This is a genomic window from Mesorhizobium sp. LNHC229A00, assembly GCF_000502415.1.
Lineage (GTDB): Bacteria > Pseudomonadota > Alphaproteobacteria > Rhizobiales > Rhizobiaceae > Mesorhizobium.
Genome location: NZ_AYWQ01000008.1, coordinates 48,154 through 64,279, shown reverse-complemented (window position 1 = coordinate 64,279; position 16,126 = coordinate 48,154). Strand labels below are relative to the sequence as shown.

Annotated in this window: 20 protein-coding genes and 2 pseudogenes; 15 read left to right on the top strand and 7 right to left on the bottom strand. The window is 61.9% G+C overall.

Features of this window, described 5'->3' with window-relative positions:
- Positions 1-63: 63 nt before the first annotated feature.
- Both X742_RS152225 and X742_RS152230 read right to left on the bottom strand, forming a co-directional pair.
- Positions 64-453, bottom strand: a complete 390-nt coding sequence (locus tag X742_RS152225; RefSeq protein ID WP_023772924.1) for a type II toxin-antitoxin system VapC family toxin — start codon at positions 451-453, stop codon at positions 64-66.
- Positions 440-715 carry an AbrB/MazE/SpoVT family DNA-binding domain-containing protein gene (locus X742_RS152230; protein ID WP_023772923.1) on the bottom strand — a complete coding sequence of 92 codons (276 nt, stop codon included), beginning with the start codon at positions 713-715 and terminating at the stop codon, positions 440-442. Before X742_RS152230 ends, X742_RS152225 begins: the two co-directional genes overlap by 14 nt.
- Before the next feature lie 181 nt (positions 716-896).
- Between X742_RS152230 and X742_RS152235 the strand changes: the two genes are divergently transcribed.
- The gene (locus X742_RS152235; RefSeq protein WP_031248058.1) at positions 897-1,181 is read left to right on the top strand and encodes a hypothetical protein; all 285 of its coding nucleotides are present in this window, start codon (positions 897-899) and stop codon (positions 1,179-1,181) included.
- Positions 1,182-1,206: 25 nt separating this feature from the next.
- Here the strand turns inward: X742_RS152235 and tldD are convergent, their stop codons facing one another.
- Positions 1,207-2,619, bottom strand: a complete 1,413-nt coding sequence (tldD, locus tag X742_RS152240; protein WP_023772921.1) for a metalloprotease TldD — start codon at positions 2,617-2,619, stop codon at positions 1,207-1,209.
- A 168-nt stretch (positions 2,620-2,787) separates the two neighbouring features.
- A complete protein-coding gene (locus tag X742_RS152245) occupies positions 2,788-3,348 on the bottom strand; it encodes an invasion associated locus B family protein (RefSeq protein WP_023772920.1) in 561 nt (186 codons plus the stop codon).
- Between the two features lie 378 nt (positions 3,349-3,726).
- On the opposite strand from X742_RS152245, the gene coxB reads away from it, so the two are divergent.
- The 14 genes and pseudogenes from coxB (at position 3,727) to X742_RS0137215 (ending at position 13,845) form a co-directional block, all read left to right on the top strand.
- Positions 3,727-4,593, top strand: a complete 867-nt coding sequence (gene coxB / locus X742_RS152250) for a cytochrome c oxidase subunit II (RefSeq protein WP_023772919.1) — start codon at positions 3,727-3,729, stop codon at positions 4,591-4,593.
- Between the two features lie 38 nt (positions 4,594-4,631).
- Positions 4,632-5,612: pseudogene (locus X742_RS0137225) on the top strand (cbb3-type cytochrome c oxidase subunit I); the annotation flags it as partial.
- 2 nt (positions 5,613-5,614) lie between these two features.
- Positions 5,615-6,433: pseudogene (locus X742_RS0137220) on the top strand (cbb3-type cytochrome c oxidase subunit I); the annotation flags it as partial.
- Between the two features lie 77 nt (positions 6,434-6,510).
- Complete coding sequence (locus X742_RS152255) at positions 6,511-7,455, top strand: heme o synthase (protein WP_023772918.1); 945 nt, start codon at positions 6,511-6,513, stop codon at positions 7,453-7,455.
- A gap of 2 nt (positions 7,456-7,457) precedes the next feature.
- Entirely contained in the window at positions 7,458-7,619 is a 162-nt protein-coding gene (locus tag X742_RS152260; protein ID WP_084056264.1) for a hypothetical protein, read from the top strand.
- Positions 7,619-8,251: a cytochrome c oxidase assembly protein gene (locus tag X742_RS152265; protein ID WP_023772916.1), complete on the top strand. Its 633-nt coding sequence runs from the start codon at positions 7,619-7,621 to the stop codon at positions 8,249-8,251. The genes X742_RS152260 and X742_RS152265 overlap by 1 nt, the downstream gene beginning before the upstream one ends.
- A 1-nt stretch (position 8,252) precedes the next feature.
- Complete coding sequence (locus X742_RS152270; RefSeq protein WP_015318792.1) at positions 8,253-9,134, top strand: cytochrome c oxidase subunit 3; 882 nt, start codon at positions 8,253-8,255, stop codon at positions 9,132-9,134.
- An 85-nt stretch (positions 9,135-9,219) separates the two neighbouring features.
- A complete protein-coding gene (locus X742_RS1000000174025; protein ID WP_023772915.1) occupies positions 9,220-9,438 on the top strand; it encodes a hypothetical protein in 219 nt (72 codons plus the stop codon).
- 21 nt (positions 9,439-9,459) lie between these two features.
- Positions 9,460-9,846, top strand: coding sequence for a DUF983 domain-containing protein (locus X742_RS152280; protein WP_015318791.1), 387 nt, complete (start codon positions 9,460-9,462; stop codon positions 9,844-9,846).
- Complete coding sequence (locus X742_RS152285; RefSeq protein ID WP_023772914.1) at positions 9,843-10,598, top strand: SURF1 family protein; 756 nt, start codon at positions 9,843-9,845, stop codon at positions 10,596-10,598. The genes X742_RS152280 and X742_RS152285 overlap by 4 nt, the downstream gene beginning before the upstream one ends.
- Positions 10,599-10,685: 87 nt before the next feature.
- Positions 10,686-11,696 carry a 4-hydroxy-3-methylbut-2-enyl diphosphate reductase gene (gene ispH, locus X742_RS152290; protein ID WP_015318789.1) on the top strand — a complete coding sequence of 337 codons (1,011 nt, stop codon included), beginning with the start codon at positions 10,686-10,688 and terminating at the stop codon, positions 11,694-11,696.
- A 6-nt stretch (positions 11,697-11,702) separates the two neighbouring features.
- Positions 11,703-12,680, top strand: a complete 978-nt coding sequence (locus X742_RS152295; protein WP_023772913.1) for a homoserine kinase — start codon at positions 11,703-11,705, stop codon at positions 12,678-12,680.
- The gene (rnhA, locus tag X742_RS152300; RefSeq protein ID WP_023772912.1) at positions 12,677-13,210 is read left to right on the top strand and encodes a ribonuclease HI; all 534 of its coding nucleotides are present in this window, start codon (positions 12,677-12,679) and stop codon (positions 13,208-13,210) included. The genes X742_RS152295 and rnhA overlap by 4 nt, the downstream gene beginning before the upstream one ends.
- Positions 13,211-13,251: 41 nt before the next feature.
- Positions 13,252-13,845 (top strand): histidine phosphatase family protein, encoded by a 594-nt coding sequence (locus tag X742_RS0137215; RefSeq protein ID WP_023794582.1) that lies wholly within the window; start codon positions 13,252-13,254, stop codon positions 13,843-13,845.
- Positions 13,846-14,098: 253 nt separating this feature from the next.
- On the opposite strand, the gene X742_RS0137210 is transcribed toward X742_RS0137215, so the two are convergent.
- The 3 genes from X742_RS0137210 to X742_RS152310 form a co-directional block, all read right to left on the bottom strand.
- Complete coding sequence (locus tag X742_RS0137210) at positions 14,099-14,521, bottom strand: DUF2938 domain-containing protein (RefSeq protein WP_198019214.1); 423 nt, start codon at positions 14,519-14,521, stop codon at positions 14,099-14,101.
- A gap of 139 nt (positions 14,522-14,660) precedes the next feature.
- Positions 14,661-15,143 (bottom strand): peroxiredoxin, encoded by a 483-nt coding sequence (locus X742_RS152305; protein ID WP_023772911.1) that lies wholly within the window; start codon positions 15,141-15,143, stop codon positions 14,661-14,663.
- Positions 15,144-15,315: 172 nt separating this feature from the next.
- Positions 15,316-16,122 (bottom strand): protein-disulfide reductase DsbD domain-containing protein, encoded by an 807-nt coding sequence (locus X742_RS152310; protein ID WP_023772910.1) that lies wholly within the window; start codon positions 16,120-16,122, stop codon positions 15,316-15,318.
- Positions 16,123-16,126 lie beyond the last annotated feature (4 nt).

Genomic DNA, 16,126 nt, shown 5'->3' with positions numbered 1-16,126 from the left:
CAAGGATTCGTACGAACGGCATCTGCAAGAGGAATCGAGCCTATGGCGGGCAGCGTACCACCGTCAGGCCTCTAGGACGTTGTCATGTCCAGCGGTTTGCGCGACCTGGATGAGCTTTCGGTCGAAGGTCACGAAGCCGTCGCAGTGGGTGGACTTTCCCAGATGCAGCGCGTCGGCGAAATCCATTCCCCTTTCAGCCAGATCGAGTGCCGCCGCAACGATCACCGCATCCTCGATTTCTACCGTGGTAAGCCCGCCGAACGCCCTTAGTGTCCGGGCGATTTCGGGAGGCATATAGCCGTAGGCACTGCGCAGCACCCACTCGACCTCCAAAATCACGGTGGTGGCGACGAAAACCCTTCCCCCATCGATCAGCCGTCGGGCGCGCGAGGATTGCTCGGGATGGTCGCCCGTTAGATAACGAACGACAAGATTAGTATCAATCGCGAGCATGGCGTCGCCGTGCCTCGGCGAGCACGCCTGCATCCATTTCTTCCAGCGTCTTCGGCTTGCCGCTGTACGGCAAGGACGCAAACACGTCCTCAGGCCGCGTCTCGGTGAAAACCGGCGTCCGCTTTAGAAGGACACCCTCAGCGGTCTCCTCGACCACAAGGCGTGTGCCGGCTACCCATTCCCTGCGTTTCCGGATCGCGCTGGGCAGGATGACCTGTCCCTTGGTCGAGACGGTGGTTATGAGCTTTTCAGAAGCGGCCATAGGATACTCCCTTCGTAAGACAAAGGTAAGATATTGAAGCGGCCAGCAAAATTCAAGCCGCTAGGTGTCGGCCCGTGTCTGAAACCGTGCGTTCGAAGGCTGCAAACGATGTCCAATCGGCACCATTGAATTCGCTTGGCGAAACAGGCACATTCCGCAGCGGGAAAAGGGAGTGAAAAAGATGATTTCACCGGGGTTTGTGGCCGAGATATTGGGTGCGGCTTTGATTATGGCGCTCACCGGAGCGCTGGTCGCTTGGCTTTTGAGAAAGATCGCCCGCATAGGATTGGTGCCGTCCTATGCTCTTGGCATCGCGGTCATGACCTTTGTCGGCGCGGCGCTGTACGTCTCCAGCCAGAACGGCGCAGTCGATTATCTGAATGCCTGGATCAAATATGCGATTGGTGGTGTCGTCGGCTTCCTAATCCTCTATTCGACGTCGAGGCGGTCCACCAGCAAGACGTAACCGGCCGCCTCGATCAGGTTGTCATTCAAACCCGCGTGCCGCCGACCGTCATCTGGTTCATCCTGAGATGCGGCTGGCCGACGCCGACGGGTACGCCCTGGCCGGCCTTGCCGCACATGCCGATGCCATTGTCGAGCTTCATGTCGTTGCCGACCATCGATACGCGGTGCATGGCATCAGGCCCGTTGCCGATCAGCATTGCGCCTTTGATCGGCTGCGTCACCTTGCCGTTCTCGATCATGTAGGCCTCGGTGCAGCCGAACACGAATTTGCCCGACGTTATGTCGACCTGGCCACCGCCGAAGGAGACGGCGTAGATGCCGTTCTTGACTGAGGCGATGATTTCGTCCGGCTCCATGTCGCCTGAGGTCATGTAAGTGTTGGTCATGCGCGGCATCGGCTGGTGCGCATAGCCTTCTCGCCGGCCATTGCCGGTGGCTTTCATGCCCATCAGCCGGGCATTCTGCCGGTCCTGCATGTAGCCGACCAGTTTGCCGTCGTCGATCAAGACGTTGCGGGCCGAAGGCGTGCCTTCGTCGTCGACGGTGAGCGAGCCGCGCCGCTCTGGGATGGTGCCGTCGTCGACGACCGTCACCCCCTTGGCGGCCACCTGCTGCCCCATCAGGCCGGCGAACGCCGACGTTTTCTTGCGGTTGAAATCGCCTTCAAGACCATGGCCGACGGCTTCGTGCAGCATCACGCCCGGCCAGCCATTGGATAGCACGATGTCGAAAGTGCCTGCCGGGGCCGGGATTGCCTCCAGGTTGACCACCGCTTGCCGGAGCGCCTCCCTGGCGGCGTGCCTCCAACTATCCTCGATCAGGAATTCGCCGAATGCCTTGCGCCCGCCCATGCCGTAGGAGCCGCTTTCCTGGCGGTCGCCGTCGCCGACGACGACCGAGACGTTGACGCGGACCATCGGCCTGATATCGCGCACTATCTGGCCGTCGGCACGAACGATCTCGACATGCTGCCAGGACGCGGCGATCGAGGCCGTCACCTGGCGCACGCGTGGATCCTCGGCGCGCAGCCAGGCATCGATTTCTTGCAGCAGCTTCGCCTTGGCCTCGAAGGAAGGAGAGGGGATCGGGTTCTCGTCGCCGTAGAGATGGCGGTTGGTACGGGCGGGGGCTGCGGCAAGCGTGCCTGAATAGCCACCCTTGACGGTCGAGACAGCTTCGGCCGCGCGCAGCAGCGACGCCTCGGACAGGTCGCTGGAATGAGCGTAGCCGCTGGCCTCGCCGGCGACGGCCCGCAGGCCAAACCCCTGGTCGGTGTTGAAATTGGCGGTCTTCAGCTTGCCATTGTCGAACATCAGCGCTTCGCTCTCGCTGTATTCGAGGAAAAGCTCGCCGTCATCGGCGCCCTTGATGGTGTCAGCGACGATCTGCTTGATGCGGTCGTCTGAAATGTCGAATTGGCCGATCAGGCTGTTCATGGCGCGTCCGTCCGTGGGATGATTGCTTTCCCCCGATGTAGGCGTGAAGCCGCGCCCGCACAATCGGCAATGAGGAATCGGCGCCGACGAATGACTTCGTTCGCTGCAGGGCATGCGTCTGGGGTCGGCAAAAGCCGCGTCCATGCCTGGTTCAGCGCGAAGCCGCGATCAGGGCAGAGCGGCGAAGCCTTCGGCGAAACCCTTGAGCTCGACGGGAATGCCGATACCCTCTTCCGGGGTCTGGAAAACGATGAATGTCGCCGATGTGCCGGTCTTCAGTGTGTCGAGCAGCGGCTTTTCGAGAATGACCTCGGCATAACAGCCGTCCTGGAAGCAGCGCACGAAGTAGGCGCGGCCAATGTCCTTGCCGTCGACGTTGAGGCCGAGGCCGTTCGGCAACAGCACGCCGAGCGGCGCCAGCACGCGCAGGATCTCGGCCTTGTTGTCGGCGGTGCGCAGCACGACGACCGAAAGCCCCATTTCCGGACGATCCTCGGCGACGACGTTCTGCATCATCACGCATTGTTCCGAGGTGGCGCCGGCCGGCGTGTCGCAGATGATCGACCATGCGCCATGCGTCGAGCGCACCGTGCCGCTTGGCTGGGCAGCATTGGCCTTGCCGGCGACGAACAGACCGGCCGCGCAAAGGACCCCGAGAAACACGGCGTTTGCCAGGGTTCTCGAAAGGCCTAGTCGCGTATGCCTCAGTCTCGAAAGCCAAGAGTTCATGACTGCTCCATTGCGAATCACGGCACTTTAAGCCGCGCCAATGCCAAGTAAAGGACGAGACCGTGGCCGGACTGTCCCTAAAAAAGCAATGCGGCGCTTTTCCTTGCCAAATTCGCCTGAATTACGACGCTTTGCGGGTGCCGCCGGCACAAGGCGTGCACCCCGCCGAACATACGCGATTCACCACTACGGCCATTGCCCCGGAAGAGCCACGTCGGCTTGCGCGCAAAAATGCCGCACGGTTTCGACCGCTCCTTTCTTGCGGAGGGAAAAAGAGTATGGTTTGAACCAGCTTGAAACTGTCCGGGATTCCCGTCCCGGCATTGTTCGTTATTCTCGCGGGCACGGCCGGTGAGAGACTGGGAGACGAAGAGGGCGATGAGAAAATTCCTAGCGAGCACCGGTGCTGCTGCCACGTTCCTCGCCTGCGGATCCGCTTATGCGGACCAGCCCAGGCCGTGGGAGACCGGCTTCCAGGCGCCCGCGACCGACATGATGCGGCAGATCGAGTGGTTCGGAAACTACACGATGTGGTTTATCATCCCGGTCACGGTCCTGGTGCTGTTTCTGCTGATCTACTGCATCATCAAATTCCGCGCGAGCGCCAACCCGACCCCGTCCAAGACCAGCCACAACACGCTGATCGAGGTGATCTGGACTGTCGGTCCTGTCGTTATCCTGCTTTGCCTCGCCATCCCCTCGTTCACGCTCCTGACCGCCCAGTATACGCCACCGGAAGAGGCCAAGCTGACCGTCAAGGCGACCGGCAACCAGTGGAACTGGGATTACGAATACCAGACCGACAACACGCTCGCCTTCAATTCGGCCATCCTTCAGGATGGCGATCGCGCCAAGGCCGGCAAGGAGGATCGCGCCGTCTATCCGCGCCTGCTCGCCGTCGACAACGAACTGGTCGTGCCGGTCAACACGATGACCCGCGTGCTTGTCACCGCGACCGACGTGATCCATTCCTTTGCCATGCCGTCCTTCGGCATCAAGATCGACGCCATTCCCGGCCGCACCAACGAGACCTGGTTCAAGGCGGATAGAGAAGGCCTCTATTACGGCCAGTGCTCGCAGCTCTGCGGTAAGGACCACGCCTTCATGCCGATCGCCATTCGTGTTGTGTCGGACACGCAGTTCAAGACCTGGCTGGCCGCGGCCAAGACCGACCTGCCTGGTGCCAACAAGACGCTCATGGCCGAGGTCGATGGCCAGAACAAGGTAGCGGCCGCCGGCAACTGATGCCGCGGGTTAGCAAGATTTAGGGAACGGAGCGGAACATGGCAGACGCTGCAGCTCACGACGGGCACGATCACAAGCCGTATCATGGCTGGGTGCGCTGGGTTTATTCGACCAACCACAAGGATATCGGTACGCTCTATCTGATCTTCGCGATCATGGCCGGCATTATCGGCGGCGCGCTTTCGGTCGCTATCCGCATGGAACTGCAGGAGCCTGGCATCCAGATCTTCAGCGGCCTTGCGCAGATGGTCTATGGCATGAACGGCGATGCCGCGATCGACGGTGGCAAGAGCATGTACAATGCGTTTGCCACTGCGCACGCGCTGATCATGATCTTCTTCATGGTCATGCCGGCCCTGATCGGCGGTTTCGCCAACTGGATGGTGCCGATCATGATCGGTGCTCCCGACATGGCATTCCCGCGCATGAACAACATCTCGTTCTGGCTGCTGCCGCCGGCCTTCATCCTGTTGCTCACCTCGATGTTCGTGCCGAGTGCGCCCGGAGCCTTTGGCGTGGGCGGCGGCTGGACGCTCTATCCGCCGCTTTCGACTTCGGGCCAGCCCGGACCGGCCATGGATCTGGCGATCCTGTCGATCCACATCGCCGGCGCGTCCTCGATTCTCGGTGCCATCAATTTCATCACCACCATCTTCAACATGCGCGCGCCAGGCATGACCCTGCACAAGATGCCGCTGTTTGCATGGTCGGTGCTGGTCACCGCCTTCCTGCTCTTGCTGTCGCTGCCGGTTCTGGCCGGCGGCATCACCATGCTGCTCACCGACCGCAATTTCGGCACGACGTTCTTCGCGCCTGACGGTGGTGGTGACCCGATCCTCTTCCAGCACCTGTTCTGGTTCTTCGGTCACCCGGAAGTCTACATCCTGATCTTGCCGGGGTTCGGCATCATCAGCCATATTGTCTCGACCTTCTCGAGAAAGCCGGTATTCGGCTATCTCGGCATGGCCTACGCCATGGTTGCGATCGGCGCGGTCGGCTTCATCGTCTGGGCGCACCATNGGAAGTCTACATCCTGATCTTGCCGGGGTTCGGCATCATCAGCCATATTGTCTCGACCTTCTCGAGAAAGCCCGTATTCGGCTATCTCGGCATGGCCTACGCCATGGTTGCGATCGGCGCGGTCGGCTTCATCGTCTGGGCGCACCATATGTATACGACCGGCCTGTCGCTCGACACGCAGCGCTACTTCGTCTTCGCCACCATGGTCATCGCGGTGCCGACAGGCGTGAAGATCTTCTCCTGGATCGCAACCATGTGGGGCGGATCGATCTCGTTCAAACCGCCGATGCTGTGGGCGTTGGGCTTCATCTTCCTGTTCACCATCGGTGGAGTCACCGGTGTCCAGCTGGCCAATGCCGGCCTCGACCGGTCGCTGCATGACACCTATTTCGTCATTGCCCACTTCCACTACGTGCTGTCGTTGGGCGCGGTGTTCGCCATCTTCGCCGGCTGGTACTACTGGTTCCCGAAGATGACCGGCTACATGTACTCGCCCGTCATCGCCAACACCCATTTTTGGGTCATGTTCGTCGGGGTGAACCTGGTCTTTTTCCCGCAGCACTTCCTCGGCCTCGCCGGCATGCCGCGCCGCACCATCGACTATCCTGACGCGTTTGCGGGCTGGAACATGGTTTCGTCCTATGGCTCGTATATTTCGGCCGTCGGTGTGGTGATCTTCCTCTATGGCGTGTTCGAAGCCTTCCAGAAAAAGCGTATCGCCGGCGCCAACCCGTGGGGTGAGGGTGCTACCACACTCGAATGGCAGCTGCCTTCGCCGCCGCCGTTCCACCAGTGGGAGCAGCTGCCGAAGATCAAGTGAAGGCGGCTCCCCGCTCGAATACGAAACCGCCGGCCCGCCGGCGGTTTTGGCCAACGGAATGATGGACTTGAGTACGCATGGCCCTAGTCGACAAAACCAGCATTGACGAAGCGGGCTTCCGTATGTCGGAAGCCACGGCGGGCGATTTCTTCGCCCTGTTGAAGCCGCGCGTCATGTCGCTGGTGGTGTTCACCGCCTTTGTCGGACTGGTCGCGGCACCGGTGACCATCAATCCGCTGCTGGCGGTGATCGCCATCCTGGCCATTGCGATTGGGGCCGGCGCCTCTGGCGCGCTCAACATGTGGTACGACGCCGACATCGACGCGGTGATGACCAGGACCGCCAGCCGCCCGGTGCCTTCCGGCCGGATCCAGCCGCACGAGGCGCTGAGCTTCGGCTTGGTGTTGTCGGTGCTGTCGGTGATGACGCTCGGCGTGTTGGTCAACTGGTTGTCGGCGACGCTGCTGGCCTTCACCATCTTCTTCTATGCCGTGGTCTACACGATGTGGCTGAAACGCTCGACGCCGCAGAATATCGTCATTGGCGGTGCAGCGGGCGCCATCCCACCGGTTATCGGCTGGGCCGCGGTGACCGGGTCGGTCAGCCTCGAAAGCATCATCCTGTTCCTGATCATTTTCCTGTGGACGCCGCCGCATTTCTGGGCGCTCGCGCTGTTCAAGTCCGAGGACTATGGCCGCGCCGGCATCCCGATGATGCCCAACGTCGCCGGCCATGCATCGACCCGCCGTCAGATTTTCGCCTACGCACTGGTGCTGGCTCCGGTCGGCGTGCTGCCCTGGCTGCTCGGCTACACGACGCCGTTCTATGGCGTGGCCGCCTTGCTGCTGGGGGCTGGTTTCGTCTGGTATGCCTGGAAAGTGCTTGGCATGGCCGACGATGACCGCGCCATGAAGCCGGCCAAGGCCCTGTTCGCCTATTCGCTGCTCTATCTCTTCGCGATCTTCGCTGTCTATCTGGCTGACAGTGTCGTCGAACGCGCGCTTGCCATGGGTGGGGCATGACCATGGTCGAGAAAGAACTCGAAACGGTCACCTTGACCGATCGCCAGAAGAAGGCCCAGCGCAGCCGTTCTATCGCCATCGGCGTGGCGCTGGCGGTGCTGGTCGTGATCTTCTACATCGCGACAATCGTGAAGTTCGGCCACAATTTGTCGGGCTCGATGTGATGAGCGCCGAGACGTCCAAGAAGACGGTAGGCAAGACCGGCAACCGCGTTGTCGCGGCTGTCTGCCTTGCCTTCTTCACCGGCATGATCGGCATGGCCTATGCCGCCGTGCCGCTCTACAAGATGTTTTGCCAGGCGACCGGCTATGGCGGCACGACGCAACGTGTCGAGAAGCAATATGCCGGCCGCGTGCTCGACCGCGAGATCACCGTCCGCTTCGACGCAAACATCGCCGGCGTGCCATGGGAGTTCCAGCCGGTCCAACGCTCGATGACCATGAAGATCGGGCAGACCGTGCAGGCGCATTATCAGGCGACCAACAAGTTCGATCGCCCCGTCACCGGCCGCGCGACCTTCAATGTGCAGCCGGAACTGGCGGGCCCGTATTTCAACAAGGTCGAATGCTTCTGCTTCACCGATACGACGCTGAAACCGGGCGAGACGCTGGACATGCCGGTCCTGTTCTATGTGGACCCCGACATCGTGAATGTGCCGGAACTGAAGGACGTGAAGACGATCACCCTGTCCTATACGATGTTCCCGGTCGAGAAGACCAAGCCGGTGGCGTCGTCCGGGCCGGCCCAGGGCAATAGCAAGACAGTTTCAGATACCGAAGGAAATCTCGGGGGTTGATATGGCAGACGCGCACGCAAAACCACACCATGACTACCATCTCGTCGACCCGAGCCCGTGGCCCTTCCTGGGATCGGTCGGGGCGCTTGTCACCGCTTTTGGCGGTGTCTGCCTCATGGAATACCTGAAAGGCGGCTCCTTCCCGATCTTCGGCGTCAACATCGCCAATCCGTGGCTGTTCTTCATCGGCATTGTGATCGTGCTGTACACCATGTTCGCCTGGTGGTCGGACACGATCAAGGAAGCGCATGAGGGCCACCATACGCGCGTCGTGTCGCTGCACCTGCGCTATGGCATGATCATGTTCATCGCCTCGGAGGTGATGTTCTTCGTTGCCTGGTTCTGGGCCTATTTCGATGCCAGTCTTTTTGCCGGTGAGGTGCAAAACTACGCGCGTCACACGTTTACCGGTGGTGTCTGGCCGCCGAAGGGCATGGAGGTTCTCGATCCCTTCCATTTGCCGCTCTACAACACCATCATCCTGCTGCTGTCGGGCACCACGGTTACCTGGGCGCACCACTCGCTCATCCATGGCGACCGCAAGGGCCTGATCAACGGCCTGGTGCTGACCGTCGGGCTCGGCATGCTGTTCACCATGGTGCAGGCTTACGAGTACATGCACGCGCCGTTCGGCTTCAAGGATTCCATCTACGGCGCCACCTTCTTCATGGCGACCGGCTTCCATGGCTTCCATGTCATCATCGGCACCATCTTCCTGCTGGTCTGCCTGATCAGGGCGATGAAGGGCGACTTCACCCCCAAGCAGCATTTCGGCTTCGAGGCGGCCGCCTGGTATTGGCACTTCGTTGACGTGGTCTGGCTGTTCCTGTTCGCCTCGATCTACGTCTGGGGATCGGTCGGCGCGGTGATCGAAGGCCACTGATCCAGCCTTTTGGATGTCGATTTCGGGAAGGCGGTCGCGGCGACGTGGCCGCCTTTCTTCTTTTCGGCGCAAGGGCAGCCGATCAATGAAAGATGCGGCTGACTTCGATTTGCGCATTGGCATTCCGGCTCTTGCCGCTGAGAAGGTCTGGTGCGCGTCGACCGGGCGAAGCGGCTTCGGCTGGTCGGGCTGGCTGCTTCAATTGGTCGACTGGACCGATGGCTGCATTGGGGTTACGGAGTCCGACATGGACCAAGTCTGGGCGATGGTGGCCGATGGGGCGCCGATCGAGATCGAGCAATAGCCATGAATGACGGCACTACGCATGAGTGAGGACAAGGCGATCTGGCCTCCGATCGATCCGATTTCGGCCGGCCTGCACGGCCGCTGCCCGCGTTGCGGCGAGGGGCGGCTGTTTTCCGGCTTTCTCACCGTAGGCAAGCGCTGTGTCAATTGCGGCCTCGACTATTCCTACGCCGATGCCGGCGATGGACCGGCGGTGTTCGTCATCCTGATCATCGGCTTCATCATCGTCGGTCTGGCGCTCTGGGTGGAAGTGACGCTGAGCCCGCCGCTCTGGCTGCATCTGCTGATATGGATCCCACTGGCACTGGTGCTGTGTCTGACGGCGCTTCGGTTGATCAAGGGCGTTCTGCTCACCCTGCAATACAGCAACAAAGCAGCCGAGGGGCGGCTGGATCGCGGCGAATGAGCGAAGCATCCTTCAAAGATCGCGGCCATTCGCGGCCACGATCGGCACTGTTGTTCGTCCTTGGCCTTGTGCTGTTCTTGATTCTGCTGGCGCTGGGCACCTGGCAGGTCCAGCGCCTGCACTGGAAGGAAGGCCTGCTACAGACCATCGACCAGCGCACCCATTCGGCGCCACGACCGCTTTCCGAGGTCGAGAAGGAATTCGCCTCGACCGGTGACGTCGACTACACCCCGGTCACGGTCACCGGCACTTTCCTGCATTCCGGCGAGCGGCATTTCTACGCGACCTGGGAAGGGGATGCCGGCTTCAATGTGTATACGCCGCTGGTCCTCGACGACGGCCGTTTCGTCCTGATTAACCGCGGCTTTGTTCCCTACGACCTCAAGGACGCGACGACACGCGCCAAGGGACAGGTAACAGGCAGGGTCGCGGTCACCGGGCTGGCCCGCAACCCGCTGCCGACAAAGCCCTCCATGATGCTTCCCGACAATGATGTGGGGAAGAACATCTTCTACTGGAAGGACCGCGACGTCATGGCCGCGAGCGCCGGCCTGCCGGCTGGGTTCAACTTGGTGCCGGTCTTCATCGATGCCGACAAGACGCCAAATCCCGGCGGCCTTCCGATCGGGGGCGTCACCATCATCGACCTGCCGAACAGCCATCTGCAATATGCCGTCACCTGGTACGGGCTTGCCGCGGCACTCGCCGCGGTGCTTGTCCTCCGGCTTCGCCGGCCCGCGAAAGAGGAATGAACGCAAGCTACGCTCCCTTTCCACCGATACCCTTGACAGGGTAGGGGTAGGCACCTCATTTCGGCGCTGACCAACCGGCAGGATTTGATGCTTCACACAATCGCCAAGCCTCCTCTGACGATCCGGCTCTGCCAGCCGCGCGGTTTTTGCGCGGGCGTGGACCGTGCCATCCAGATCGTCGTGCTGGCGCTGAAGAAATATGGCGCCCCGGTCTATGTCCGCCACGAGATCGTCCACAACCGCTATGTCGTCGAGGGGCTGCAGAGCCTTGGAGCCGTTTTCATAGAGGAACTTTCCGAAATCCCGGCCGAACATCGGCAGTCGCCGGTCGTCTTCTCCGCGCACGGTGTGCCCAAGTCCGTGCCGGCGGACGCGCAGGCGCGCAACCTGTTCTATCTCGACGCAACCTGTCCGCTGGTTTCCAAGGTCCACAAGCAGGCGATGCGTCACCAGCGGCTTGGCCGCCATGTGCTGTTGATCGGTCATGCCGGGCACCCCGAGGTGATCGGCACGATGGGGCAGTTACCGGAAGGCGCGGTAACGCTGATCGAGACCGAGGCCGACGCCGCCCGGCTTGTGCCCGCCGATCCAAAAGCACTTGGTTTCGTCACCCAGACCACGCTCTCGGTCGAGGATACCGCCGGCATCATCCGCGCATTGCAGGAGCGCTTTCCGGACCTGCAGGCGCCGGCGGCGGAATCGATCTGTTACGCCACCACCAACCGCCAGGAAGCGGTCAAGGACACGGCGCCCGGTGCTGATCTCTATCTGATCGTCGGCGCCCCCAATTCCTCGAATTCGCGCCGCCTTGTCGAAGTTGCGGAACGGGCAGGTGCCTCGATGTCGCTTCTCGTGCAGCGCGCCGCCGAAATTCCGTGGAATGACATCGGCACCATTTCGACGCTTGGCCTGTCGGCGGGAGCATCGGCGCCGGAGATCATCGTCGATGAGATCATCGACGCGTTCCGCCAGCGTTTCGACGTCACCATCGACCTGGCCGTCACGGCCACCGAAACAGAGGATTTTCCGGTCATGCGGGTACTGCGCGATGTCGAACTGACGCCGGCCGACATGGCCTTTGTCAACGGGACCGCGTGAACGGCCATGGCGGTCTACACCGACGTTGCGGAGGGCGAACTCGGCGCTTTCCTGAAGCACTATCCGGTCGGCGATCTCCTATCCTACAAGGGCATCGCCGAAGGCACCGAGAATTCGAACTTCCTGCTGCACACATCGAGCGGCTCCTACATCCTGACGCTCTATGAAAAGCGAGTCGAGAAGGCGGATTTGCCGTTCTTCCTCGGGCTGATGGGCCATCTCGCCAGCAAGGGCGTGTCCTGCCCGCTGCCGGTGACCGCGCATGACGGCAGCGTCATCGGCACGCTGGCCGGCCGGCCGGCCGTCATCATCACCTTCCTCGAAGGACTTTCGCTGCGGCGACCGGCCGCAACGCATTGCGCCGAGGTCGGCAAGGCGCTGGCGGCGCTGCACCTGGCCGGCGCCGATTTTTCGATGACGCGTCCGAACGCGCTCGCCCTCGACGGCTGGCGCAAGCTTTGGGATGCATCTCGCGGCCGCGCCGACGAGGTCGAGCCGGGCCTTGCGGCCGAGGTCGATGCCGACTTTGCCGATTTCGAGCAGAACTGGCCCAAAGGCCTCCCCAAGGGCATCATCCATGCCGACCTTTTCCCGGACAATGTCTTTTTCCTAGGCGAGAAGCTTTCGGGGCTGATCGATTTCTATTTTGCCTGTGACGATCTCTATGCCTATGATGTCGCCACCTGCCTCAACGCCTGGTGTTTCGAGAAGGATTTTTCCTTCAACCTTACCAAGGGCAAGGCACTGCTTGCCGGTTATCAAAGCGTGCGCCCCCTGAGCCATGACGAGAAGGCGGCGCTGCCGATGCTGGCGCGCGGTTCGGCGCTACGCTTCATGCTGACCCGACTTTACGACTGGCTGACCGTCCCAGATGGCGGACTGGTGATGAAACGCGACCCGACCGAATACATCCGAAGGATGCGGTTCCACCGGGCGATCAGATTTCCTTCGGAATATGGACTGGCCGAAAACGGGGTGTCATGAGCAAGCAGGTTGAAATCTTTACCGATGGCGCCTGTTCGGGCAATCCCGGCCCCGGCGGCTGGGGCGCCATCCTGCGCTTCAACGGCACCACCAAGGAACTCTTCGGCGGCGAGGCCGAAACCACCAACAACCGCATGGAATTGCTGGCGGCCATTTCGGCGCTGAATGCGTTGAAGGAGCCTTGCACGGTCGTGCTTCATACCGACAGCAAATACGTCATGGACGGAATTTCCAAATGGATCCATGGCTGGAAGAAGAATGGCTGGAAGACCGCCGACAAGAAGCCGGTAAAGAACGGTGAACTCTGGCAGGCGCTGGACGAGGCCAACCGGCGCCACAAGGTCACCTGGAACTGGGTCAAGGGCCACGCCGGCCACGTCGAGAACGAGCGCGCCGACGAACTGGCAAGGAAAGGCATGGCCCCGTTCAAGAAAGGGCCTTTCAGGCCGGTGGTGTCGGCGCCAAAGCCGGATGTCCAGGCCAAGCAGCCGCTGGCCTCGAAGGCGCGTCGTTCGACCCAGAGCTATTGAGCTTCTGGCATTCCCGGCGGGCCGACAGGAGAATTTCTGTTGTGCCGATCGCCTATTACATCACCCATCCTCAGGTTCAGATCGACGCCAGCGTGCCCGTGCCGGATTGGGGTCTGTCCGACATCGGTCGTGCCAGGGCGCATGCAATGCTGAACCAGCCGTGGATTGGATCGATCGGGCGCGTGGTGTCGTCGGGCGAACGCAAGGCAGTTGAAACCGCCGAGGTGCTCGGGCGGCACCTCGACCTTGCGGTGCAGGTGAGCGAACGGATGCATGAGAACGACCGGTCGGCGACGGGTTTCCTGCCGCCTCCGGCGTTCGAGGCGGTCGCCGACCGGTTCTTCGCCAATCCGCACGAAAGCATTCGTGGCTGGGAGCGGGCCATCGACGCACAGCAGCGCATCATGAGTGAGGTCGAGGCCGTGCTCGGTGCCGGCGGCGCCTGCAACATCGCCCTTGTCGGCCATGGCGGTGTCGGCACGCTCCTTCTGCTGTCGCTCAGCGGCAGGCAGATCAGCCGCGAAGCCGATCAGCTGGCGGGCGGCGGCGGCAACTATTTCGCCTTCGATCGCTATGAGTACGGCTGCGGTACGCCGATCAAGACAGCCTGTCGATCGGCCGCCATCCACGCCTAATTTGGCGGCGAAAACATACGGCGGGCCGATCATTACTACGATCGATTAGAAGCGCGGGCCATGCAGCTGGCAGACCAGCCGCGCATGGGAGTCAGTCGACCCGATAGCAGGCCTTCTGCACGAATGCTGGTGGAGGCGCCGTTTGTAATGCTCCACGAAACGATTCCAGACACGGACGATGGCCCGGTGGAGTGGGTTGAAACCGTCCGTGTGGTCGATGGGCGGCGGGATCTGAACCGTCTGTGCTAGCTGTCTAACGGATCAGCAGCGCCGTGCCCCAAAGCCCGAGCGCGAACACCGTGTGCGAGACCAGATTGAGCGCCCGGACCCGCATCGGATTGGGCCGCTTCGAGGCGGCCCAGCCGGCGCCCATGCCCGGCGCCAGCAGGAACCAGCCGGCGCCGACCGTGACGATGCCGAGGATGAAGGCCGGCAGGAAGGTCGGCGCGACCAGCCAGCCCGCACCCGCCAGCACGACCAGGATGATGCCGTAGACGATACCGACGAAGTAATGGAAAGCCCAGCCCAGCGCCTGTTCATACGCGTAGGGCGCCGCATCGCCGATATTGTCGTGAAACACCTGGTCGCGGAGGTGCCAGACCCAGCGCCCGACCGGGCCCCAGTTCGGGCGTGGCTGGCCGAATGCCTTGTGCAGGAAAAAGGCCCACACATCCATCAGGACGGTCGCACCGACGCCGATCGCGATAGCGCGCCAGAGTCAGACATCGTAGAATCCCCCCGAAAGCCGGCAATTCTGGAGCGCCGCCATTTGTCAGGCGAGGCCATTGCGGCCTCGCGTGATTGGTCGTCGAAGTTCAGAGCTGACCGAGAATATGAGCCGCGCCGGACTCGTCGACGCCGGGTTTGGTCTCGACATTGAGGGCGGTGACCTTGCCGTCGTCGATGATCATCGAAAACCGCTTCGAACGCAGGCCCATGCCGCCACCGGAGTAGTCCGCGTCAAGACCGACCGCCTTGGCGAAATCGCCATTGCCGTCGGCGAGGAACAGGATCTTGCCTTCGCCGCCGGTGAAGCGGGCCCAGGCGCCCATGACGTGGACGTCGTTGACCGAAACGACGGCGATGGTGTCGACGCCGCGCGCCAGGATCGCGTTGTGGTTCTCGAGATAGCCGGGCAGATGGTTGTTGCTGCAGGTCGGCGTGAAGGCGCCGGGAACGCCGAACAGCACCACTTTCTTGCCCGGAAAAATCTCGGCCGACGTGATCGGCTTGGCGCCGTCGGCGGTCATTGTCTTGAAGGTCGCCTCGGGCAGCTTGTCGCCAACGGAGATGGTCATGAGTTCCTCGCTCGGGATGGGGGAAGACGCGTGCTTGCGTAGCGAACTCGGCGGCTTCCTGCAACTATCGCGGCAGCGGCATCAGTACATGCCGCGGTTTTGGGATAACGACACGTACAAGAAGATGACCTTGCAGCGCATCGTATGGGATTCGTTTTCAATACGACGCGCTTCAAGGGAAAGGCAGCAACCCTTCGACCGCNCCCGCCGAACTCGTCAACGTGTAGTGAAGCCCGCCGTCGGTCGGCGTCGTCGAGGGGCGATCGAGGATCGGCACAGTGAAGATCAGCTTGCCGTCCTTTTCCGAGCGGGAAGGTGTTCCGAACATATAGTCGCGCTCGCCGGCAACGAAGAAATCCGCTGCCTGCGGATCGCCAGGAAAACTCGCCTCGACAACCAGCGTCTCGTGATCGCCGGACAGCACCTTGATGCCGAAGTCAGGCTTTGCAGCCGCCGGTAGTGCGGTGAAACCAGCCTTCACCAACGCCGCGTCGTCGGCATTATCGGGATCGGAAGCGGGGTCGACGCTCAGCCGTGTCTGCACGGGAATGCAGATGGATTCACAAATGCCGAGAAAGATGTCGGCATCGATGACGGCCGGCTGGTTCGGCGTCGCCAGCGTGAAAGTCACCGGCAGGGAAACCGGATAATTGTAACCGGCCCATTTGCCATAGCCATCGTCATGACGCTGCGGCGCTGGAAAAGACAGCGTCGCATCGGCTATATTGGTGCTGGCCGAAACGTCGAGCTGCGGCGGCACACCTGCGTCGCCCGGGTCGCGCCAATAAGTCTTCCAGCCGGGTTTGAGCGCGATATCGAGAACACCCTGGATGCGGCCGGCGTCGTCCGGCTTGCCTGATGTCACCAGCCGCACCTTGCCGCCTTCGCTGTTGTACCAGGCGGATGAGGAGGCGCTGGCAGGGAGGGCGGCCGCCAATCCAATGGCGGCGCCGAGCAACAGGATTTTCAAGCTTTGCATGACG